This is a genomic window from Kibdelosporangium banguiense (assembly GCF_017876405.1).
In the GTDB taxonomy this organism is placed as follows: Bacteria; Actinomycetota; Actinomycetes; order Mycobacteriales; family Pseudonocardiaceae; genus Kibdelosporangium; species Kibdelosporangium banguiense.
Map to the genome: position 1 here is coordinate 1,624,430 of NZ_JAGINW010000001.1, position 22,614 is coordinate 1,647,043.

The 22,614-nt window shown below is 66.6% G+C and carries 13 protein-coding genes; 4 read left to right on the forward strand and 9 right to left on the reverse strand.

Annotation, left to right across the window (positions count from 1 at the left end):
• Positions 1–31: 31 nt before the first annotated feature.
• Genes JOF56_RS07685 through JOF56_RS07695 form a run of 3 tightly spaced genes read right to left on the reverse strand, consistent with a single transcriptional unit; the run spans position 32 to position 3,282 of the window.
• Positions 32–1,336, reverse strand: coding sequence for an MFS transporter (locus tag JOF56_RS07685; RefSeq protein ID WP_372447845.1), 1,305 nt, complete (start codon positions 1,334–1,336; stop codon positions 32–34).
• Positions 1,337–1,340: 4 nt separating this feature from the next.
• A complete protein-coding gene (locus JOF56_RS07690) occupies positions 1,341–1,790 on the reverse strand; it encodes a MarR family winged helix-turn-helix transcriptional regulator (RefSeq protein ID WP_209635871.1) in 450 nt (149 codons plus the stop codon).
• 31 nt (positions 1,791–1,821) lie between these two features.
• Positions 1,822–3,282, reverse strand: a complete 1,461-nt coding sequence (locus JOF56_RS07695; RefSeq protein WP_209635872.1) for an NCS2 family permease — start codon at positions 3,280–3,282, stop codon at positions 1,822–1,824.
• Between the two features lie 18 nt (positions 3,283–3,300).
• On the opposite strand from JOF56_RS07695, the gene JOF56_RS07700 reads away from it, so the two are divergent.
• On the forward strand, positions 3,301–3,579 hold the full coding sequence (locus JOF56_RS07700; protein ID WP_209635874.1) for a DUF2530 domain-containing protein: 279 nt from the start codon (positions 3,301–3,303) through the stop codon (positions 3,577–3,579).
• A 21-nt stretch (positions 3,580–3,600) separates the two neighbouring features.
• On the opposite strand, the gene JOF56_RS07705 is transcribed toward JOF56_RS07700, so the two are convergent.
• The 4 genes from JOF56_RS07705 to JOF56_RS07720 form a co-directional block, all read right to left on the reverse strand.
• Positions 3,601–5,481: an ABC transporter ATP-binding protein gene (locus JOF56_RS07705; protein ID WP_209635875.1), complete on the reverse strand. Its 1,881-nt coding sequence runs from the start codon at positions 5,479–5,481 to the stop codon at positions 3,601–3,603.
• Entirely contained in the window at positions 5,478–5,645 is a 168-nt protein-coding gene (locus tag JOF56_RS07710; protein WP_209635877.1) for a hypothetical protein, read from the reverse strand. Before JOF56_RS07710 ends, JOF56_RS07705 begins: the two co-directional genes overlap by 4 nt.
• Positions 5,646–5,839: 194 nt before the next feature.
• Positions 5,840–8,683 carry a sacsin N-terminal ATP-binding-like domain-containing protein gene (locus tag JOF56_RS07715; protein WP_209635879.1) on the reverse strand — a complete coding sequence of 948 codons (2,844 nt, stop codon included), beginning with the start codon at positions 8,681–8,683 and terminating at the stop codon, positions 5,840–5,842.
• Complete coding sequence (locus JOF56_RS07720; protein WP_209635882.1) at positions 8,680–9,429, reverse strand: DUF3027 domain-containing protein; 750 nt, start codon at positions 9,427–9,429, stop codon at positions 8,680–8,682. Before JOF56_RS07720 ends, JOF56_RS07715 begins: the two co-directional genes overlap by 4 nt.
• Before the next feature lie 10 nt (positions 9,430–9,439).
• Between JOF56_RS07720 and JOF56_RS07725 the strand changes: the two genes are divergently transcribed.
• From JOF56_RS07725 to JOF56_RS07735, 3 genes are read left to right on the forward strand one after another with little or no spacing between them, the layout of a single operon-like run.
• On the forward strand, positions 9,440–10,249 hold the full coding sequence (locus JOF56_RS07725; protein WP_372448368.1) for a glutaminyl-peptide cyclotransferase: 810 nt from the start codon (positions 9,440–9,442) through the stop codon (positions 10,247–10,249).
• Between the two features lie 45 nt (positions 10,250–10,294).
• Complete coding sequence (locus tag JOF56_RS07730) at positions 10,295–12,004, forward strand: MFS transporter (RefSeq protein WP_307854969.1); 1,710 nt, start codon at positions 10,295–10,297, stop codon at positions 12,002–12,004.
• A 19-nt stretch (positions 12,005–12,023) separates the two neighbouring features.
• Positions 12,024–12,482, forward strand: coding sequence for a DUF2771 family protein (locus tag JOF56_RS07735; protein ID WP_245379203.1), 459 nt, complete (start codon positions 12,024–12,026; stop codon positions 12,480–12,482).
• Positions 12,483–12,485: 3 nt separating this feature from the next.
• Here the strand turns inward: JOF56_RS07735 and JOF56_RS60015 are convergent, their stop codons facing one another.
• A complete protein-coding gene (locus tag JOF56_RS60015) occupies positions 12,486–18,542 on the reverse strand; it encodes an RHS repeat domain-containing protein (RefSeq protein ID WP_209635887.1) in 6,057 nt (2,018 codons plus the stop codon).
• Positions 18,539–22,579 (reverse strand): LamG-like jellyroll fold domain-containing protein, encoded by a 4,041-nt coding sequence (locus JOF56_RS07745; RefSeq protein WP_209635889.1) that lies wholly within the window; start codon positions 22,577–22,579, stop codon positions 18,539–18,541. The genes JOF56_RS60015 and JOF56_RS07745 overlap by 4 nt, the downstream gene beginning before the upstream one ends.
• Positions 22,580–22,614 lie beyond the last annotated feature (35 nt).

Below are 22,614 nucleotides of genomic sequence, written 5' to 3' on the forward strand. Positions count from 1 at the left end.
ACCCCTCACGCTGCGCCGTAGCCGCAAGGCGTCACACGGCGGCGTTCTCCACCTTGGTGCGCCACCGAAGAACGATGCCCAGGATGACTGCGGCGAGGATGGCCGTGGCGCCACCGACGATCAGTGGTGACCGGCCGCCGAACTCGTTGGCGAGCCAGCCTGTCATCGGGCCGGCGATGGGGTTGCCACCCAGGAAGAGCAGCATGTACAGGCCCATGACGCGACCGCGCATCTCCTGGCTGACCGACAGCTGCACGGTTGTGTTGGCCGTTGTCATGAACGTCATCACGGCCAGGCCGACCGGAATCAGGGCGAGCGCGAAGCTCAGGTAGGTCGGCATCAGACCGGCCCCGATCTCGAGCACCCCGAACAACAGCGCCGACCCGAACAGCATCCGCATCCGTGGCTTGCCGTTGAAGCTGCGCCGCGCTGCCAGCAGAGCACCGGCGAGTGTTCCGACCGCGAGCATGGTGGACAGCAGGCCGTAGCCGTCGGCTTCCTTGTGGAAGACGTTGGCGGCCATGATCGCCAGGGTCGTGAAGAAGGTGATCCCGAAGGTGCTCACGCAGAACACCAGCGTCAGCACCACGACCAGGTCAGTCCGGCCTTTGACGTAACGAAGCCCTTCCCGCAACTGGCCTTTCGCCCGTGGAACGCGAGGACCGCGTTGCAGCTCCGAAGGCCGCATCATGAACAACCCGGTGATCACCGCCGCCGTGGTCGCCGCGTTGATCAGGAAGACCATGCCGGTGCCGACCCAGATGATCAGCACACCGGCAACGGCCGGGCCGACGACACGTGCCAGGTTGAAGGAGGAGGAGTTCAGCGCGACCGCGTTGGTCAACTGGCCGATCCCGACCATCTCACCCACGAATGACTGCCGCACCGGGGTTTCGATCGCCACGAAACAACCGAAGATGAAGCACAGCGCGTAGACGTGCCAGAGCTGGACAGTCCCGGTGACGTCCAGAACGCCCAGTGTCACAGCACATCCGGCCATCGCGGTCTGCACGACGATCAGCAGCTTGCGTTTGTCGAGCCGGTCGGCCAGGACACCCGCGTAGAGCGAGAGGAAGAGCGTCGGCGCGAACTGCAGCGCGGCCGCTATGCCCAGGGCGACCGGGTTGTTGCCGGTCAGCGTGAAGACGAGCCAGTCCTGGGCGATCCGGTTCATCCAGGTGCCGACGTTGGAGATCACCTGGCCGGAGAAGAACAAACGGTAGTTGCGGATCCGTAAGGACGAGAAGGTGCCCTGCTTGGGAGGTGTCGGTGGCGGAGGTAGGTCTGAGTCGACTGTGGTTGTCTTCCCTCGGGTCCCACCCGCCTCTGTCAGCACCTCTTTATTGCCCCGCCATCCTGTCGATGATCTCGGCCGCGCGGGTGAGTGTCTCCCGCTCGGACTCGTCCAATTCGGACAGACGCGCGTCCAGCCAGGCCTCCCTGGCGGAGATGTCGGCCTCGATGTAGCTCAGGCCTTGCCCGGTCAGTTCGACGATCACCTGACGGCCGTCGTTGGGGTGGGCCCGTTTGCTGATGTAACCCAGGTCCTCCAGGGCGCTGATCACTCTCGTCATCGAGGGCGGCTGCACGCCTTCCCGCGCCGCGAGCTCGCCGGGCGTCATCGGGCCGCACTTGTGCAGGCTCGACAGCGCCGAGATCTGGCTCAACGTGACCGACGCGTTTGTCCGCTGTGCCCGCAACCGTCTGTTCAGCCGCATCACCGACAGCCTGAGACGGCTGGTCAGCGAGCGGTCGTCAGCGGAACCGGACACATACTTAGCATACCTCATGATTTACATACCCGCTGGTATGTAAATGCGGTCACCCGATCGCGGCCTGGATCGGGCCCACCGCGAAGTACGCCACGAACGCCACCGCGACCACCCACATCAGCGGGTGGATTGTCCTGGCACGACCGGAAACCAGGCGCAGGATCACGAAGCTGATGAAGCCCGCGCCGATGCCGTTGGCGATTGAATACGTGAACGGCATCACGACGATCGTGAGGAACGCCGGCAACGCGATCGAGAAGTCGTCGAAATCGATCTCCTTGATCTGCGCCATCATCAGCACACCAACCACGACCAGTGCGGGCGCGGCAGCCTCGACCGGCACGACTTGGTACAGCGGTGTGAAGAACATCGCGATGATGAACAGCAAGCCGGTGACCACGTTGGCCAGGCCGGTCCTCGCACCCTCGGCGATGCCCGACGCGGACTCGATGTAGACCGTGTTGGAGCTGCTGGACGCCGCACCACCGGCGACCGCGCCCAGGGAGTCGACGAACAGGGCCTTGCCGACGCCGGGCAACTGGTCTTGCTTGTCGATCAGGCCGGCTTCCTTGCCCAGCCCGGTCATCGTGCCGACCGAGTCGAAGAAGTCCGTCAGCACCAGGGTGAAAACCAGCAGAGCCGCCGTGATCGCGGGCACCCGGCTCCACGCGCCGAACGAGAAGTCACCGAGCAACGACAGGTCCGGCAGGTCGAAGACCTGGTCGGGCATGGCGGGATAGCCCAGGTTCCAGCCCTTCGGGTTCACGCCCGCCGACGGCCCGGCCTTCACGATCGCTTCGAGCACGATCGAGAACACCGTCGAGAACAGCACGCCGATCAGGATCGCGCCCTTGACCCTCTTGGCCACCAGAATGCCGGTGACCAGCAGGCCTATCACGAACACCAGGGTCGGCCAGGACGCGATCGACCCGGAGATGCCAAGACCGACCGGCACGGTCGTGTTGGCCGCGTCCGGGATGCGCCGCACGAAACCGGCGTCGACCAGGCCGATCAACGTGATGAACAGGCCGATGCCGACCGCGATCGCGGCTTTCAGCTGGTGCGGCACGGCGTTGAACACAGCCGTCCGCACCCCGGTGAGCACGAGCACCATCACGATCAGGCCGTTCAGCACGACCAGGCCCATCGCCTCCGGCCAGGTCATCTGCGGCGCGATGGTGACCGCGACCAGGCTGTTGATGCCCAGGCCGGTGGCCAGCGCGAACGGATAGTTCGCGATCATCCCGAACAGGATGGTCATCACACCCGCGACCAGCGCGGTGACCGCCGCGACCTGGCTGACCGGCAGGATGTCGCCGAGAATGTCGCGGTGCGCCGACGGGCTGTCGGCCGCGAAACTGCCGATGATCAGCGGATTGAGCACCACGATGTAGGCCATCGTGACGAACGTGACGAGCCCGCCACGGATCTCCCGGCCCGTGGTCGAGCCCCGCTCACTGATCTTGAAGAACCGGTCGAGCGTGTTGCGTCGGGTGTCGGTGTCGGCCATGCCGGTAGCCTCCCTGACGTGCCGTCCAACCAGGAACCCGAAACGCCAGAAGAAACCGGAAAGTCACTTCCGGCACCCCCGCCACCGCCCGCCCGCCTGGTCGACCTGTGGCAGATCGTGATCGTCGGCAACATCCTGTGGCTGGGCATTCTCGTCGTCGCCCTGTTCACCGGCCCCAGCATCCTTGCCTGGACAGCCTTCACCGGCATAGTCCTCGGCGGGATCGGCATGGCCATCATGACGTGGCAACGCAGCGCCGCCCGCCGCGGCTCCAAAACCGCCCAACAGGGCCTCTGATAGTGCGGCTCCAGTGTGACCTCAGAACTCGGCAGGGGCGTACGCGGAGGCTTGCAGGGTGAAGAGGCTCGCGTAGGTGCCGTCGAGGGCCATTAGTTCCTGGTGACTGCCGTGTTCGGTGACGCGGCCGTGGTCGAGGACCACGATTTGGTCGGCGTGCTGCACGTTGGCCAAGCGGTGGGTGATGAGGATTGTGGTCCGGCCGCCCGCGCCCAGCCTGCGTAGGGATTCGAAGACCTCGTGTTCGGCGCGAGCGTCCATGGCGGCGGTGGGTTCGTCGACCACCAGGACCGGGGCATCGCGGTAGATGCCGCGGGCCACGCTGATTCGTTGCCATTGGCCGCCGGAAAGGTCGCGGCCGGAGCTGAAGAGTCTGGACAACAGTGTCTGGTAGCCGTCGGGCAGTTCGGCGATCACCTGGTCGGCGCCTGATTCTCGGGCCGCGTCGGCCACTGAGAGGCCGTGTTCGCGGTCGATCCGGCCCATTCGGATGTTGTCGTAGGCAGTCATCGGCCAGCGGGCGGGGTCTTGGGAAACGAGCGCGATTCGCTGGTACACAGCCTCCTCGTCGATCTCCGCCAGGTCGGCGCCGTCCCAGCAGACCCGGCCTGACGTCGGCTGGTACAGGCCGGTGATCAGCTTGCCGAGTGTGCTCTTGCCGGAGCCGTTCTCCCCCACCAACGCCACGACCTGGCCTTTGGCAATGGTCAGGGACACGTCTCGCAGCGCGGGTTCGTCCTGGCCCGGATAGCTGAAGCCGACTGCTTCCACCGTGATCAGCTCGGGAGCCGCCACCTGCCTTGGCACTGCAGGCCGCGTACGGGACCTGGTCATGTCCAGCAAGCGGGTGTACAGGTTCACATAAAGCGTGTCCTCGTAAAGGTTCTTGATGCCCATCATGGTGCTGGTCAACGCCGAAGTAGCCAGCCGCATCGCCACAACAGCAGTGCCTGCCAGCGGCAACGCGAGCCAACCGACGTACAGCAGCAATCCGAGGATGGCGTAACCACCTCCGGTCCCAATGCCTGCCATCATCCGGCCTGTCAACCGGACCCGCGTCTGCGCGAGCGCGACCCGGACTGCTTCACGGGTGAGCGCGTCACTGATCCGGCCGTATTCGGCCAGCAATGCCGAGCCGGCAGTCGACGCACGCATCTCCGCAGCGGTTTCGCGATCAGTCAGCAGCCCGCTGGCAACACTGAGCCGCCGAGACCGCGCAATCGTTGCCAGATAAGAGGCATACGCAAGCTTCGCGGCTCGAGCCGAAGCCCACAGATTCGGAACGACGGCCAGCATCACAACCGGAGCCAGGATCGGATGCAGCACACCGGCCGAGATCACCGACGCGGCAAGGTAAACCAACGAGCCGCCGACATTCGCGATCGCGCTGATACTCGACTCGATACTGCGAACCCCCATGGTCATGCACTGCCGTAGCAGATCCGCGTAGTCACTGTCCTCGAACGCAACAAGCTCGACACGAGCAACCGCAGCATGAACCTCCTGCTGCGCAGTCTGCTCAACATGCGGCCGCAACAAAGCCTGAGCAGCATTCCCAGCCGAATCAAGCAAAGCCCGAAACGCGAACGACCCCACAACCCAACCAACTGCCGGCAACGCGGCAACAACCCGATCCGGCGTCGGCCCTTCCGCCAACAGAGTCGTAAGAACATCCGCAGTGGCAAGCACACCGAACGCCGTCACACAGCCCGCCGCAAGAGAAAGCACAGCCGTGAGCAACGTAAGCCGACGAGAAGCACGCCAAGCCAGACCAACGACAATACGAATACCGGCAGGCAGAGCCCTGATCGTATGCCAGAGCCCTGCCTTCGCCACCTGCTGATCCACCTGCGTCCACTTGGGAAGGTCGACCTCGTCGATCCCCACGAGCGGCCTCGTCATGCCGCTCCCCAACGCGGACAGCAGACCACCAGGCCGGGCACACCCCGCCCACAGAACATCCGATGCTTGCCCAGCTCCCCGGTCCGGGCAAGCACATTCAGCAGACCGTCCACAATGCACATACCGTGACCCGTCTGGCGCAGCACCCGCATGCCGACCGCCACCGTAGCCCTCGTTCCCCAGACCGTATGTGTCAACTGACACATATACCCCAAGGCAAACCCGCCCAGGTCCGGCGTGCCCGGTCAGCACCCCCGGACGCGAAAGAGCCCCCGGTTACCGAGCCCTTCGAGGTAAAAGCGCGTCAGCGCCGGGAGGACGCTACTGGATACAGACTGTGGCGCGTTCAAGCGAAAAGTCAGGACAGCACAGTGCGGGGGTCTGGGTTGTCCAGGATGGCGTGGATTACGTGGCGGTCGATCCAGCGGTCTGAGGCCCAGGCCAGGGCGCGGGCCAGGCCGTCGGGGGTGTCCTCGCAGTGGATGCGGCTCTGGCGGTCGACCCACCAGTGCACGTGCTGGCCGTCGGCTGTCAACTGGTCGTGGACGATGACGCCCTCGAGTGGGAGATCGAAACCGAGTAGCTCGGCGGCCACGACTACTGCCCCTAGCTCTGCCCACGGTACGAGGTCGCCGCCGGTTACGTCGCCGGCTGCCTCGGAGGCCAGGGGGAGGTCCAGTAGCTCTGCCAGCTGTTCGGCGACGTCGTCGTCGAGGGCGGCGACTACTCGCTCGGGCGGGAGCACGGCCAGGAGCCAAGGGGCGTCGAGGACAACGCAGTCGTCGGCTTGTACGGCGTCGCCGGAGAGGACGCGGACTCGTTCGGGGGCGTCGAGCTCGCTGGGGTCGACGGAGCCTGCCAAGGCTGTGTGCGCTCGCAGGGATACCCCGTGCGGGACGTTGCGTTCTGGGTCGCCGAGGCGGTCCAACAGATCTACCGCGTCGGATGCATCCTTTATGGACAAACTGGTTCGGACGCCGGCTGCGGCGGCTAGTTCGTCGCCGAGGTCTATCGGCAGTGGGTCGTACAGGCCGATGAGCTCAGAAGCGTTGGCAGTGCGCCATTGTCGGGGCGCGCGTCCGTCCAGCGCCGCGTAACGGGAGATCCACCAGGCTGTGTAGCCGCCAGGCTCTTGCAATGCGCGCCATGTTGCCGGTTCCAGGGCGAGCAGGCGCAATGCGTCCGGCCATTTGTCGTCGGCGACGAGGTCCAGGTCGCGGACTGCCACGACGCGTTTGGGCTCCTCGCCGAAGGACCACCATTCGTCCTCGTCGGCCAGGTCGTGCTCGGGGCCGATCGGTTCCTCGTCCACGATCACCGCGAAACCTGTCAGCACACCGACCGCGGACAGCACGTCGGCTGACCAGCGTTCGGCGAACTCGGGGTCCAGCAAGCCCAGCGGTGAATCCTCAGCGAGCACCGCCAAGAACCGTGATCCGGGCACGGCAAGCTCGTCCGCGGGTCGCCAGTCGCCTTCGACATCAGGCAGCGCCAACGACTTCAGCCACGGACGACCGCCGGCCTGGCCGACAAGCCCGAGCACGGCATGCGCCAGGCCTGAGACGATCAACCCGGCGGAAGCGTCCGCGACACTGCGCTCAACGGCCTCCTGCAAGGAATCCAGCAGCTCGGAAGCGCCCGCGTGCCGGGCGCCCAGACGCTCCAGCAAAGGGTGGACAGCGTCAGGATGCACCAGCCGAAGCCCGGGAACGTCCAAATCGGACAAGAACTCGGGTTCGTCGGCGAGCAAGGTGCCGCGCGGGCCTGGCAGGGTGCGGCCGTCCACCAAGGGGACCGGCAGACCGCTGAGATTGTCCCGGATTGTGCTGTCGTTCTCGGCGAACGGCGCGATGGCCGCATAGAGTCGGCGCCACCAGTCGGGTTGCTGGTCGATCCCGGTCACGGCGGCGACGATCTCCGGCGCGCGCAGGCGCGAGATCTCCAACGCTGCCAAGGCATGCGCGTGCTCCGGCTCGGCCAGCTTGGCCGCGGCCAGGTTCGGCACGACGTCCGACAGCAGGTCCGCCAAGTCGTCGGACGGGATCTCCAGCACTCGCGCGGAAGCCGGTGTGAGCGACTCCGTCACGCCAGGCAGCCACGCCTGCGTGCGAAGCTCCGCGATCATCTTCTCCCGGAGGAGGGAGTCCACATCGGATCGAGGGAAGCCTGGGACCGGGACCAAGGCTGTGCGGTGCATCTCGGTGATGCCGAAGACCAGCGACGGGTAGAGCTTGGCCGCCTCGGCGAGCACCTCGTTCACCGCCGGGCCGGACATCACCCGGCGACGGGACGGCTCGATCGGCAGGCTCGCGATCAGCCTGGCGGGCAACGAAAGGCGCTCGTCGGTCGGTGTGGGCGCGTGCAGCACGTCCTCCGCCAGCGGCACCGGAACACCGGAGTCGGAGACCGGGACAGCCCAGCAGACTGTCCATTCAGGACTCGTCTCCAGGCCGAGACCCGCTGTGTCGGAGAGTTTTCCAGAGGCGCGGCGAAGCATCCAGCGGGTCACGCCCTCCGGGCCGGTCAGTACGACCGTGTCCCCGGCGTCGGTGCTGGTCCACTTCGAGCCGTCGACCTCGATCGAGGCGAGGCCCGGTAACGCGAGCAGCAGGTCAGGTGCCTGCTCCCGGAAACCCGCCAGCAACGCCTCGGGGTCGATTTCCGGCCGTAGCGGCAGCCGGACCTCGGTGTCGAAACCTTCGACAACCGTCGCGTCGGATGGCCAGACCAGGCGCAGCACCGGGACCTGGCCGGACCGCTCGGCGACGTGCTTCGAAAGCTCTGGGATCTCTCGCGTGCGCTGGGCGGAGAACCGGACCGAGCCGGTCTTGGAGACCACCTCGGGTTCGTCGCTCACCGACAACACGGCAGAAAAGCCGACACCGAACTGGCCGACCGTGCCGGTGTCCCGCTTGGCTGACGCCCTCAGCGAGGCCAGCGCCGCAACACCGTCGGCGTCCAGGGGGGTGCCGGTGTTGGCCACCCGGAGTTCGTTGTCCACGATGGACAGACGCAGTGCGCCGCCGAAACTGGCGGCGTCCGCGGCGTTCTGGGCGAGCTCGACCAGCAGACGGTCCTTGTACGCGCCCAGCCGCAGGTCTTCCTCAGCGTTGGCGTCCTCGCGGAACCGCGTGGGCGACGCGCTCCAAGCCGACAGCACAGCCTCGCGTAACCGCTGTGTGCCGAAGGGGTCGGCGCTCACTCTGCCGAGGCCCGCTCGACATCGAGCAGGGAGTCGTCGTAGATCAGGTCGGCGACCAGAACCGGTGAGCCCTGGTCGATCTGCAGCTCGGAGTGCGCGCCGCAGCCGTACTCGACGTGCACCACGTGCCCGTCGGCCGGTGAGATCTCGTTGCCGCACACTCCGAAGGCGGCCCGCAACGAGCCACCGACCTGGAGGTAGAAGGCACAGGTGCCGCAGTGCTCGGGGGCGCTGCGAGCCATGTCCGACCGGGGGCCGAACTCGCCGGTCTGCCAGCGGGTCGCCGCGTCCAGCCGGGCCGGCCGGGCCATCACCCGGACCCGGCCGAGGCCGAGTTCCATGGAGACGTCCTCAACGCCTTCGTCGTCGGACTGCACATACGCGGGCACCAGCCGCGGGTCGTCCGGCGAGGTCGGCAGCAGATCGCCGACACCAAGGTCACCGGCCTGCACACGCTGCTGCCACGGCACCCAGGCCGGCGCCACGAGCGCGTCCGGGCCGGGCACAAGCACGACCTCGCTGACCGTCACCGGGGTTTCCGGCCCCGCGTTGGCGACCGTCACCGCCCAGCGCCAGCCGCGATATCCGGGTTTGTTCGCCTCGAAGAGATGCGTCACCGAAGCGGCGTCCTCGGGGTGGACGCCCGCGTGCGCGCCAACCTCGTCACCGGCTTCTTCAACGGCCGCGGCGCGCGCGAGTTCCAGCGCGCCGGCGAGGGCGGGGTCGGGTGCGGGCGTCGTGCTCATCACGAAGATTGTGCACCACGCGTGTCAGGCTTCCCGCGTGAAGGTGCTCCTTGTTATCAGCACGTGCGTTTTACTCGCCGCATGTAGCAGTAACGCCGCCCCTGGCCCGGTGTCCGGGTCCCGGGCGACGGCCATGCGGGCCGAAGTGATCGCGGTCCTTCCGCATGACAAGTCGGCGTTCACCCAGGGCCTCGAGCTGTCCGGGAACGTGCTCTACGAGGGCACCGGCCTGGAGGGGCAGTCGAGCATGCGGGCTGTCGACCCGTCCACCGCGCAGGTGGAGAAGAAGATCAACCTGTCGCCGGAGCTGTTCGGCGAGGGCGTGACCGTGGCCGGCTCCAAGATCTGGCAGATCACCTGGAAGAACCAGGTCGCCATCCAGCGGGACAAGGCGACGCTGGCCGAGATCAAGCGCGTGCCGTACACCGGTGAGGGCTGGGGTCTCTGCCTGGATGGGCAGCGTTTGGTGATGAGTGACGGCTCCGACAAGCTCACCTTCCGTGACCCCGAGACGTTCGATCCGGTCGGCGAGGTCCGTGTGCACGACGGCGAGACCCCGGTGACCCAGATCAACGAGCTCGAATGCACGGCGAACGGGGTCTACGCGAACATCTGGCAGACCGATGAAGTGGTGCGGATCGATCCGGCATCCGGCCAGGTCAACGCCAGAATCAACCTCGCCGGGCTGCTGACGCCGGAGGAGCGGTCCGGCGCGGACGTGCTCAACGGCATCGCCGCGGTCCCGGGCACCGACGAGTTCCTGGTCACCGGCAAGCTCTGGCCCAAGATGTTCCGGGTGAAGTTCGTCACGGCCCAGTAGGTATCTCCATGTGTGCCGGTCCCGGCTTTGCGGCAGGATGGAGGAGTGCTTCGTTCGGGGTCTGACGACAACCAAGGCAGGGACCGCCCTGCCAGGGCTGGCGCGGACCGCAAGGGGCGGAAATGGACAGCGCGGCAGCCGCAGCAGTTCGGCGCCCAGCCTCCGCCTCCGCCGCGACAGGCACCTCCACCGCCACCTCCGTCACCAAGGCGGCAGCCGCCGCCCATGCCGGAGGAGTACCTGCCGACCACGCCGATCAGGCGTGAGCCGTCTCCCCCACCGTCCGACCGCTACGGTCCGGACGGCTGGCCCGTAGCGCGCAGCGGCCAGACGGGACCACACGAGTACTACGACGAGCCGCAGGCTGAGCACGGCTCTGAAGCAGCTGTCCTGCCGCGGCCTGTCGGCGGCGCGCCTATGCCCAAGAAGCTGACGGTCACCCGCGTCGCCGCGCTACGCAGCAAGCAGTTGACGCAGCAGGCTGTGCACGCGTTCAAGCGCGCAGCCAATGCGGATGGCGCTGACAAATCCGGTCTCACGTCGTTGACGTACGCGACGATGCTCAACTACGCCAGCGACGCGGCCATGGCTGTCGCGCTGGCCAACACGTTGTTCTTCGCGGCCGCGGACGCCGACAGCAGCAAAGGCAAGATCGCCCTCTACCTGCTGATCACCGTCGCGCCGTTCGCCCTGGTCGCACCGGTCATCGGACCCGCGCTGGACAAGATCCAGCGTGGCCGCCGGCTGGCGATGTGCGTGGCTTCGGCGGGCCAGGCGCTGATGTGCATCATGATGGCCACGAACTTCGAGACGTGGCTGCTGTACCCGGCGGCGCTGGGCAAGATGGTGCTGTCCAAATCGTTCACCGTGCTCAAGGCCGCCGTCACGCCCAGAGTGCTGCCTCCGGACATAACCCTGTCCAAAACCAACGCCCGGCTGACGGTGTTCGGCCTGGCCGCGGGCATGGTCTTCGGCGGTATCGCGGCTGGTCTGACGCAGTTGTTCGGCTCCCCCGGCGCGCTCTGGTTCACCGCGATCATCTGTGTTGTCGGTGCCGTGCAGGGCATGCGCATCCCGGCATGGGTCGAGGTCACCGAAGGCGAGGTGCCGGCCAGCCTGTCGGCAACGCCGGTCAAGGCCAAACGCCAGCCGATGGGCCAGCACGTGGTGATCTCGTTGTGGGCGAACGGAACCGTCAAGGTGCTCACCGGGTTCCTGATGATGTTCTCGGCGTTCGCGGTGCGTGCGGAGACCGAGGGCGCGCCGTTCCAGCAGCTGCTGTTGCTGGGCATCATCGCCGCGGCCGCCGGTGTCGGCAGCTTCGGCGGCAACGCCATCGGCACGCGGTTGCTCGTCGCCCGGCCCGACCAGATGGTGCTCGGCTGCGTGATCGCCTGTGTGACGGCCACTGTCGTGGCGACCATCCTGCCGGGCATCGGCACCATGGCGATCGTCAGCCTGATCGCGGCCACTGCCGCGGCGCTCGCCAAGAACAGCCTCGACGCGGTGATCCAGCACGACCTGCCGGAAGCCTCCCGCGCGTCCGCCTTCGGGCGCTCGGAGACCGTGCTGCAGCTCGGCTGGGTGTTCGGCGGTGCGCTCGGCGTGCTGCTGCCGACCACATTGTGGGTCGGCTTCCTGGTGATCTCGCTGATACTCGGCGCCGGTCTGGCCCAGACGGTCCTGGCGACCCGCGGATCGTCCCTGCTCAACGTGGTTCGCCGGACCACCCCGCCTGGCCCGCAGTCCCCGTAACCTCAGGGCCGTGCGCCGAATGGGAATCGCTTCGCTGGTGGCAGGCGGGCTGCTGCTCGCGGGTTGCTCCGCGCCACATCCGCCCGAGGTCACCTTCTTCGCCGACGGGAAGACGGTCCGGCTGAACCCGTCGCAGTACTGCCGGCAGGAAGCCGACCAGTGCGACGGTTTCCCCGAAGCCCAGGGCGCGATGCCGGTGCCCGGCGGCAAGCCGTTGAACATCTCGGTGCCGTCCCAGGTCGCCGAGGCACCATGGGTCGTGGTCTTCAAGTACCGGGCCGCCGACGGCAGCCAGCAGCAGGGCCGGACCGCGATCTTCAAGGCAGGCGAGCAGTACGCGTACACGCTGCACCTGCCCACCGCAGGTGACCAGCTGACCGACGTCGAGGTACAGCGGATCGCCAATGTCGCAGCCGGCGCCGGCAACGAACTCGTGTTCGTCACCGACGCCAGCTGGGTCCTTCAGGTCAGTTCCTGATCGCTAACACAGGGTCGGGTGGCACTTCGCCGTCGGGCCGTCCGGCCGGGGCTTCACGGGATAGTTCCCGTCCCACCGGATGACGTAGCCCGAGTTGTAGCCGGCGTTGACCCAGCCCGAGGCAATGCTCAACTGAGCGCCGAAGCCGGCACCGCCCTGGGCCGAATCGCTCCATTCCTCATCCGAATTGACCTCCCACTCGTGCGAGAAGTCGACACCTGGGCCCATGTGAACCTTGATACCCGCCTCGGCGGAGAGGGTCACCCCGGACGCGATCTGGTCTGCCTTCTCGGCGTTGACCCTGGAGATCATGTCGGCCGCGAATCCGGCTCCCACCTGGAAGCCGGCCTTGTACTGGTTGCTGTAGGTAATGCCCACTTCGTCGAAGTTGATGCATTCTTCGCGGGCGACCGCGATGGGGGTCGAGCCCGCCGTGCCGGACATGCACACGGAACCGGACCCGATACCTGTCCAAATGCTGCTGTAGTCGCCATCCTCCTGCACGACGTGCCGCCCGGCCAGTTTGTTGATCTCCCTGGCCGCTGTGCGCGCCCGCTCGCGGGCGATCGCCTGCTTCTTGCGGAACTCGGACATCTCGTGCTCGTACTTGGCACGGGCGCGCTGGGCGTTCGTCGTTCCCCGCTTGCCGACCGGGATGGCCTGTTCACGACCGCCGTTGGTCACCGGGGCGTTGCGCCGGGCGTCGATCTGCTGGCGCACGCGGTTGGCGTCCTCACGACGGCCCTGCGAGTCCAGCTTCAACGCCAGCATCGACTTCTGCTCTTCCCAGTCCATCTCCCCGCTTGGGTCGCTGAACGTGGTGGGGTTGTTGCGTGAGTAGGTGTATGCGTCCAGGTGCTGCGGGCTCTCGTCGTTCAGCAACGGGTCCACCGAGATGAACTTGCCCAGTGCCGGGTCGTAGTCCCGCACCCCGAGCCTGGTCAGGCCGGTGGCCGGATCGGCCTTGCCGCCGACAAAGCCCTGAGCTGTGGGCCAGGCCGCTGTCGTGCCACGAGCCACCCCGAACGGGTCGAACCGTCGCTTGCTGAACACCAGCGAGTCCGCGTTCACTGACAACGTGCCCGTGCCCTGGTGGTCCGGGGTCACGTAGCTCAGCGAGCTACCCGTCTTCGCGGCGACGACGGCGCCGCCGAACATGTAGTACCTGGTTCCGGTCAGCTTCTTGGTCGCGTTGTCCAGCTTGACCTCGCCACTGGGCAGGTACAAGGTCGCCGCGTTGGGCTGCTTGGCGAGCAGCCGGGTGTTGTCCGGCGTGTTGACGAATTCCGTCTTCACGCCCGCGTTGGTCACGGACGACAGCTGCCCTTCGAGGTCCCATGTGTAGGTCTGGGCCCCACTGGCACTGGGCTTGCTGACCGTGTTGCCAGCAGAGTCGTAGTCGAACTCACCTGGCGCCGCCGCCGTGCGACGGGCGGGTCCGCTGACCGACACCGTCTCCGGTGCGTGCGGCTGCGGTTGTCCCGCCGCGGGGTAGGTCGTCGTGGTCACGGTGTCCGCGACGCCGTTGATCCCGTGCTGCGTCTGGGAAGTCCGCCTGCCGATGGCGTCCGGCTGGTAGCTGTTCCAGTACGGCGCCGGGCCACCGATCGCCGCTCCCGGCGCGGCGCAGTCCGAAGTGGACGTCCACGCCTCACGGAGCCTGCGCATGCCGTCGTAAGCCATGCACTGGCGATCCAGCACCGCGCCCGCGGTCTTGGTCTCGATCTTCTTGACGTTGCCGATCGGGTCGTAGGAGTAGACGGCCTGGTCGGTCTGTACATCGGTGTTGGTCTCCCGCTCGACAAGCGTGTCCGAGAGCCTGCGGGTGCCCTCCTCGTAGTACGAGGTCTGCCAGGCCCTCTTGCCGTCCGGGCCCTGCTGGAGCTGCGTCAACTCGCCAAGCGCGGTGTAGGTCGCCGCGCTGACGATCTGCGTGCCGTTCGCCTTGAGGGTCTTCGGCATGCCGAGCGAGTCGTAGGTGTAGACCAGGGTCTCGCTGAGCATCTCGTTACTCAGCTTGGGCAGCACGATCGAGGCGATGCTGCCGTCGGCCAGGTACTCGGTGTGCGTGTTGAAGGTGCCCTTGAGGTCGCCCTCGTCATCCGGAACGGTCACCGCCACGTCGACGGGCCGGTAGGCGGCGTCGTAGGTGGTCGTGGAGTTGACGTACTTCTTGGTGCCGACATACCGGGTCGTCGAGCTGAGCTGGCCCTTGACTGTGTCGTAGGTCCAGGAGGCCAGCAGGTCGCCGGTCTCCGAGTCCTTGCGCAGCTCGGTCTGCCTGCCCAGCTTGTCGTACTTGCGCCAGGTGACCTGGCCACGAGCGTCCTTTGTGGTCACTACTTCGCCGTTGGCGTTGTAGGTCGTGGTGGCCTCGCCCTTGTCGGGGTCGACCGTTTTGATCCGCTTGCCGGCCACGTCGTACTCGTTGGTCCAGACGTTGTTCACCGCGTCGGTGATCTTCGCCAGTTCACCGGCCTTGGTGTAGGACCGTTTCGTCGTGGTGACGCCGCCGTCGGCGAACTGCTGGACCTCGGTGGTCAGGCCGCGGGCGTTGGTGTACGTCGCGGTCGGGATACCGCCCTGCGGCGGAGTGACCGTGATGTGGTCACCGCTGTAGGCGGTAGTCGTCGCCCACTGTGGCAGGTTCAGCTTCTCGTAGGTCTCCTTGGTTTTACGCTCGGCGCCGTCGTACGTGACGACTGTCCGGTTCGGGATCTGGTTCTCCTCGGGCCCGAACAGGTTCTTGTCTGGCGCGGAAAGGTTGTAGTACGACGCGTTCGTCGCGGCTAGCAGGCCACGCGTGTCATACAACTTGTCAGTCAGCACACGGCCGCCTTGCGGGCTCGGCGCCTGCGTCTGCCGGTCCCGCATGAAGCCGTCGTAGAGCTGGATCGTGGTGACGTAGTTGGAGTTCGGCTTGAGCTTCTCCGTGGTCACCCACGACGCGCCGTCGTCCCGGATCTTGTATCCGAAGCGGACAGTCGCGCCCTGGCCGGACGCCTTGTTGCGGCCCGGAGTCCAGACTGCGACAAGCCTGCCGAGGGAGTCGTAGGTTGTGTCACTCCGGTTCTTGTTCGGGTCCTCGACGGATTCCGTCGAGCCGTATGCAGGGTTCAACTTCGTCGTGGTCACGTGACCGAGCGCGTTGGTGTTGGTGACGGTCGTCGCGAAGCCCGTGTCCGGCGTGTACACCGTCGTGGACTCACGATCCATCGCGTCGATGGTCTTCGTTTCCCGGCCGTAGTCGTCGTACTCGGCACGCTTGGTCATGACGTACTCAGGAGTGCCGTTGTGTTTGGCCAACTCCTTCAGGGTGGTCACGTTGCCCTTGTCCACTTGGCCAAGAGGCAAGTTGTCGTAGTACGACTGCACGTCACTGATCGCGTCCTGCGGGTACGTCGGTGTAGCGCCGCACGCGACGCCGACCTTGGTGACCGTACGGGGCAACGACAGGATCCAGGCGCCGACGTTCTTGACGTACGTGTTCGTTGCGCACTGATCGTCGTTCGGGTCGGCCATGTCACCGAGGTCGTTGACTGTCAACGGCTGCCCGATGTCATCGAACGTGGTGTGGGTTTCCACTCGCCGGAACGCGCCTCCCTCCAGCGCGGACCGGTCGTAGGTGTCGCCGATCTTCACGATGTGCGACTTCAGGTTCCCGAACGCGGCGGTCTGCTTGAACCAGGGCTTGTTGACCGTGCCGGCCACTTCGGCCCCACCCGCGCCATCGTTGGCGATCTGCTCCCGCAGGAAGCCGCTGAGCTGCGGGTCGTCGTCGATGCCGTCGACCTTGACCGGTGGTTTCGTGCCGCCGCCTGCCAGCTTGTCGCCGTTCATACCGCGGAAGTACCGGTACGTCGTGGCACTCTCGATCTTGTTGCCCGGGTTCTTCGGGTCGCCCTTGCGCACGGTGACCTTCGCGTACCCGCGCCAGTCGCTCCAGGTGCGGTACTTCTGGTCGACCAACGGGTCGTCGCGGTACGCCCAAGCCGCGTTGCCGTCGTAGTCGTAGCTGGTGAACTGGGTCGGTGCGCCACCGACGCGGTCGATCAGCGCGACCGACTCGACCACTCGTTTGTGGAACCAGTCGTCGGTCGGCTCTCCCCCGTCCATTGCCCACCGCACCGGGAAGCAACGCAACGGGTTGTCGTCCTTCTTCGGCGGAGACCCGGCCGTGCAGTTGGTCTCCTTGTACTTCACCGAGATCTGGCCGCCGGATCCGTTGTTGATGGTCATGATCCGGTTCTTGTTGGTCGGCGGGAAGCCGTCCTGGGTGCCGTCGACCCGGTTACCCTTCTCGATCGGGTCCTCGACGAACGTCACCGCGGGCAGCGTGATGTCGTCACCCACCAAGCCGGTGTGCCCGATTCCCTTGAGCCACAGGGCAGGGCTGGTGTTGTCACCGGGCGTCGGGTAGCTGTGGTCGAACGACCACCGCTCCACACCTTCGGACGCACCCTTGATGTACGTGGTGATCGCGGTCAGCCGTTTGGTCGACCAGAACGTCGGAGCCCACTTGTCGCCGCACGTGGTCCCTGGGCAGTCGCGGTCCCACGGCACGTCCGGCCAGTTCGCCGGGGTCTTCGTGGTGCATGCGGGGCCGTTGAGGCAACGGTCGGACAACGTGAACTCGACCTTGGCAGGCGCTTCACCGGCAACGCCTGCGCGCGTGCCGTACTCGATGCGGAGCAGGTTGCCGCCGCGCGTGTACGTGTCCACGGTCTTGCCGAGGTTACGACCGTACTTGTTGGTTTCCTGCTCGTAGGTGTAGCTCATCGTGTTGCCGTGCCGGTCCTTGACGTAGTCGAGGTTCCAGCGGTACGCCTGCTTGCAGAACGAGGCATCATACGTGGACTTGTTGCACGGTTCGCCGTCACCATTGCCCGCGACCGGAACCGTCCACACCGAGTTGCTGTCCGGACGGCCGTCGGGGATCTTGTTCAGCCCGAAGTTGTACTGGGTGCCGTCGGGCGTGGTCAGCCGCCAGTACTCGCGGTTGTCATCGCCGTTGTCGGTGCCGTCGGTGTCCCAGAGATGCTCGATCCGGCTGCCGTCGTCGTTCTTCAGGTGCCAGAACCTGCCCACCGGGTCGTACACCAACGGTCCACTGTGGCCTTCCATGGACAGCGTCGCGTTGTCCGTGGCCCAGCACAGGTCGCCGGTCTTGGTGCTGCCCTGGTTGCCGGGGTCCTCGGCGCAGGCCTTGTAGCCGCGCTCGATGAAACCGGACGACGACATGTCCCAGCCCTCGCCCAGCGAGGAGGTCTGGTTGTTGCTGGTGGCCACCCGGCCGTCGACCGAGCCGGAGTCGTACGCCGCCTTCAGCTGCGGCACCAGGTCGCCCGCGACCGGTGGAACGCGCAGCGGATAGCTCCAGCTGAAGGCACCGGACTGCTGCGAGACCTGCCATTCGTCGGACGCCGATAGCGAAGTTGCCTTGTAGTCGCCGGTCGCGCCTTCAGCGGCTGCGGCCACAGCGTAGGTGGCCGCCGTCGCTCCGGCCGGAACCTCGGCAGTCAGCACGCCGTTGTTGAAGTCGTTGCGTACCGAACCGGTCGCCGGCGCCCCGTTCAGCGGGACGAACCGCAACCGAGAAGCCCAGTCGCCGCCGTACGCGTACCGGAAACCGTTGTAGTCGACCGAAAGCGCTAGCGGCGCAGCGGCTTTCAGGGCGGCGGGGCGGCTGAGCCGGACCATCACGCCCTGCACACCGGCTTTGGCTGACTCGTCCTGGCTGAGCACCTCCACCTTGACCGACCCCGCGTCCGCCCCCTGGACGCGAACCGGCAGGTTGCCTGCCTGCACGGCGCTGGTTCTGGCCTGCGCCATCGAGACTTCGGCGGTTCCAGCCGCCGGCCACGTCACCGTAGGCGCCTTGAACTCCTGCGCGGTGCTCGCGGTGAGCGGCTTGACCGGTATGGCGCCGCCCGCTACGGACTTCACCTCCTGTGCCTTCTTGGGTTGCACTGTCGCCGCCCATGCTGACGGTGTCGCCGCCAGCAAGGTGGCGGCCAGCACGGTACTCAGTACCAGCGCGCCGGATCTGTGTCTTCTCACTGTGGGATCCCCTCCGGATTCGGCATCACATAACCGAGGCTGCGGTCGACTGTCCCGCCCTCGCAGCCCGGGTCGACCGACTCGAACAACTCGTTTGTGCCTCTTGCCTTGCACCGCAACAGCTCGACCGTGGCAGCGCCTGTCGGCACGTCCCACACTGTCGCGGTCCACTCGACGGCCTGCTTGCCCTCGCAGTCCGCCTGGTTCGACAGGAAGTAGTCGCTGCCGTTGCGGCAGGACACCAGCCCGTGCCCACCGGGCGTGCCGAAGTTGGCCACGACGCCGAGCGAGGACTCGGCGCGATAGTCGCCGGTCGTCATGTGCGCGGTGGAGCGCAGCTCGCCGGCGCCGTCCAGCTCCCGGTACCGCGTCAGGTACTTGTACGCCCTGGAGTAGCCCAGCAAGCCCTGCTGGGTGGCGTCGATCCCTTCGCAGTCGGCGTGCGGCGAGACGAACAGTTCGCCCTTTGTTTTCTCGGCGCAGCGGTACAGCGCGAATCCGGCTACGCCGGCGGGAACCGTGGTGTAGACGCGGCCGAGCTCACCGAGCACGCGCTTGCCCTCACAGGCCGGATCCGTTGAGGTGAACTCGTCCGTTCCCGAGATGCACGAGTACAGCATCCTGGTGTTGGGTGCGCCCGCCGGCGCCGGGAAGCCCAGCGGGGCCTCGAAGTGGTATCCGCGCGGCACGATGTCATTGCTTGTGACGTGTTCCCAGCCGTGTGTGATCCAGCGACTGAACTGTCCACTATAGAGCGATGGCGCGGGCGGCCGGGGAGCGCGGGCGTCGTCGGCGATCTGGTCCTCGGTACGGGCACCGGTGAACACACGGACCTGGTCTATTTCACCGCCCCAGAACCGGGCCGAAGCACCGGCCACCCGGCCGCGACCGAGCACCAGATCACCGGCGACCTCTGGGATACGCGTCCCGGCAGGGATCGGCGTGGCCGCCACGAGCACACTGTTGACGTACAGCCGGACCTGGCGATCGGCCTCGTCGTAGACACCGGTCAGCTGCACCCAGTCACCGACCTGGGCCGGTTCCGGCGAGCTCGCGTCGATGTACGCGGGGTTGTCGATGTCCTGCGGTGACAACCCGAACGACCACGCCTTGGTGTCGGGCCGGTACCGCAGCGCCCAGCCGGAACCTTTCGGCCCGTCCTGACTGACCGCCGTCTGCCACTTCTCGTTGGCATCGGTGAGCCGGACGTGCGCGGCGACCGTGAAGCTGTTGTCGGTGCGGATGTGCGTTCCGGTGGTCACCTGACCGGTCGCGCCGTCCAGATGCAGCGCACCACCACCAACCGCGGAGATCTCAGTCCAGGAGGCACCGCCGGAAAGCGTTGCCTGGCGCCTGTTGCCGGACACGTCGGCGACGCCCGTCCCCGACTTCTCATCCAGCTGGTAGAAGGCCTCGTCCACCGTGGGTATGGTGGCCAGGGCGTGCATTTCCTTCTGCGACAGCAGCCGGTCGTAGAGCCGCACGTCGTCGATGGAGCCCTTGAAGAAGTCCAACTTGGTGCGGGCCGCCAGCCCACGGCCGATCTGGGTCGCGCCTGTGGCGTTCCACGTTGCCCTCTGCAGTGCGGTTCGCGACTGTTTGATCCCATCGACGTACAGCGAGATCGTTGAGGTGGACTTGTCGAACGCGCCGGCGATATGAGTCCACCGGCCGGCCACCGCGGGCTGGTCGGAGTCCACGTACTGCCGCCCGTTGTCCGAGTCGGAGTCGGTCATCTGGAACCGCCAGGTGTGTTCCGGGCTCAGTTGCAGGAAGAACGCGCTGATCACGGTGCCGTCCTGGCTGACCGCGGTCCGCCAGATGTTGTTCTCCAGCAGGTCCGCCTTCACCCATGCCGCGACGGTGAACGTGTTGTCGGTACGGATGGCCGGCCGCGCTGTGCTCACATAGGACTGGCCGGCCAGGTGAACCGCATCATCTTGTCGGCCAACGGACCAGTCGGGATAAGTCGCGCCGTTGAGTATGACCTTGCCGTGGTTGCCGTTGCCCGAACCATCGGGCGCGTCCATGGACAACGCGTAGCTGTCCATCCGCCACAGACCGACCGGCGGTTTGCCGATACCGGCCCGGAAGTGGTACCTCCGCACAGGACCCACGTTTCCGGCCCGGTCCACGCTGCGCGCGTAGAAGTCGAGCCAGGCGTCGGTGTCCGGCGTGACCAACGCCGTCGCGGTACCGTCGGCCTTGGCCTGGACCACCTGCTGGGGATCGTCGTGCAGGGCGTATTTGTACGCGACCACGTCCGCATCACCCTGGGGTTGCAGCGTGAACGCGCCGGTCTGGCCGATTCCGCCGCCCACACCGAACTCCGGGTAGTCCGTCGAGGACACGATCGGCGGGTTCACCGGCGGCTTCGTGTCGACCGTGGCGTCGCAGTCGTTCGACCACGGACTCCAGTCGATACCGTCGGATGTCCTGGCGCGCCAGGATATCGTCTGCCCCTCGGTGAACGTGCCCGCCGGGATCGTGACCCCGAACGTGGTGTTCTCCGGTTGGTTGAGCGTGGTGGTGCTGCCCTTCCAGGCGCCGCCCTTGATGTACCACTCGAACTCGACCTTGACATTGCCGCCGTCCGGGTCGGTCGGCTTTGCCTTGAGCGTGGGGCCGCCGTTGTAGATGTACGCCTGCTGCGGGACGAGAGTGCAGTCCTTGCCGTCGGTGGTCTTGAACAACGGCGCCGCCGGGATGCTGTTGTACTTGACGATCAGGGACACGTTGTTCGGGTCGAACTTCTTCCAGGCGTAGGTGTCCCCCTCGTCGACCGCCTTGAACATCAATGTGGTCGTCGGCGAGCGGCCCGCGACGGAGTTGTTCACCGCATTGATCACGTTGAAGCCCAGCCATTTCCCGGGACAGCCGGCGTCGTGGCCATAGGCCACGTTGACCCGCGCGAGTTCCTGGCCGATCCACGGCTGGTTGTTCCACGACGTGCTGGGGTTGATCGAGCCGGTCTCGTGCAGCCCGAGCGGTCTCGCCTCACAGCTCGACGAGTAGAACTCGAACGCGTTGAACTCGGCACTCAGGACGTGCTTGCCGATCACTCCCGACACGTCGAACTGGAAGTAGCTGCGGGCCGTGACCGCCGGTACCTCCCATGCGCTGTAACCGACCTTGGCGATGTTGTCGCCGTCACCGAACCAGTACGAGTTCCCGGCGTACCTCACCGGCCAGCCGTAGACCAGGGCCCATGCGGCGCGCCCGACTGTCCAGTCCGGGTCGATCTCCACCGGGTACTGGGTGTCCGGCCCGGTGAGCAGCGCCTGGTCGGGCAGGACCGCGAGGTGGTCGGCGGCGACCTCGATCGGGATCTGCTTGAGGTTCTTCGTGGCGTCCCACATGACCGGCTTGCCGGTCTGGAAGACCTCCTTGCCGGCCTTGTCCAAGGCTTTCGCCGTGCCATCGGCCTCGCGCCGCACGGTCAGCCCGGCGGACTTGAGTCCGAAGGAGAGCTTGCGCAGCTCGGGATTCGACGCGGCGGCACGGTCCTTGACGACCAGGACCTTGGCGTATCCCTGGCGGGTGGCCCGCAGCTTGAGATCGACGCCGGGCAGGACCTCTCGATAGATCGCGGTGTCACCGGCCAGCTCGGGCCGCGGCAACGGCCGCGGCCAGGTCAGTTCGAGCTTCGCGGCTCCATCGGCGATGGTGACGAGCGGCCCGGAGCCGCCCGCGGAGAACGTCTGCGCGACGGCGCCGACCTTGGCCTGGACAGTCGAGTTGCCGGCGAACGTGAGCGTGTTGTCGATCGGCGCCCAGCCGCCGTCCTTGCGCCCGCGGACCGGCACCACGTTCTGTTCCATGGTGTAGGTGCCGTCGGGTTCCGCGAACACCCGAGTCGTGGGTGACGTCTGTTCCGGCAGTTCGACGTGCTGTCCTGTCCGCTTCGCGCGGACAGTCGGTGTCTCGGGCTGTGTGACGCCCTGTTGGCTCATCGCGACGGGCGGCTGTACGACGCCCATCACCCCCAGTGTGACCAGCAGCGCGCATGCGAGCGCGCCGGTTCTTCTTCCGACCATGCTCGCACTGTCAGATATTGATCTTGAGAGATTCT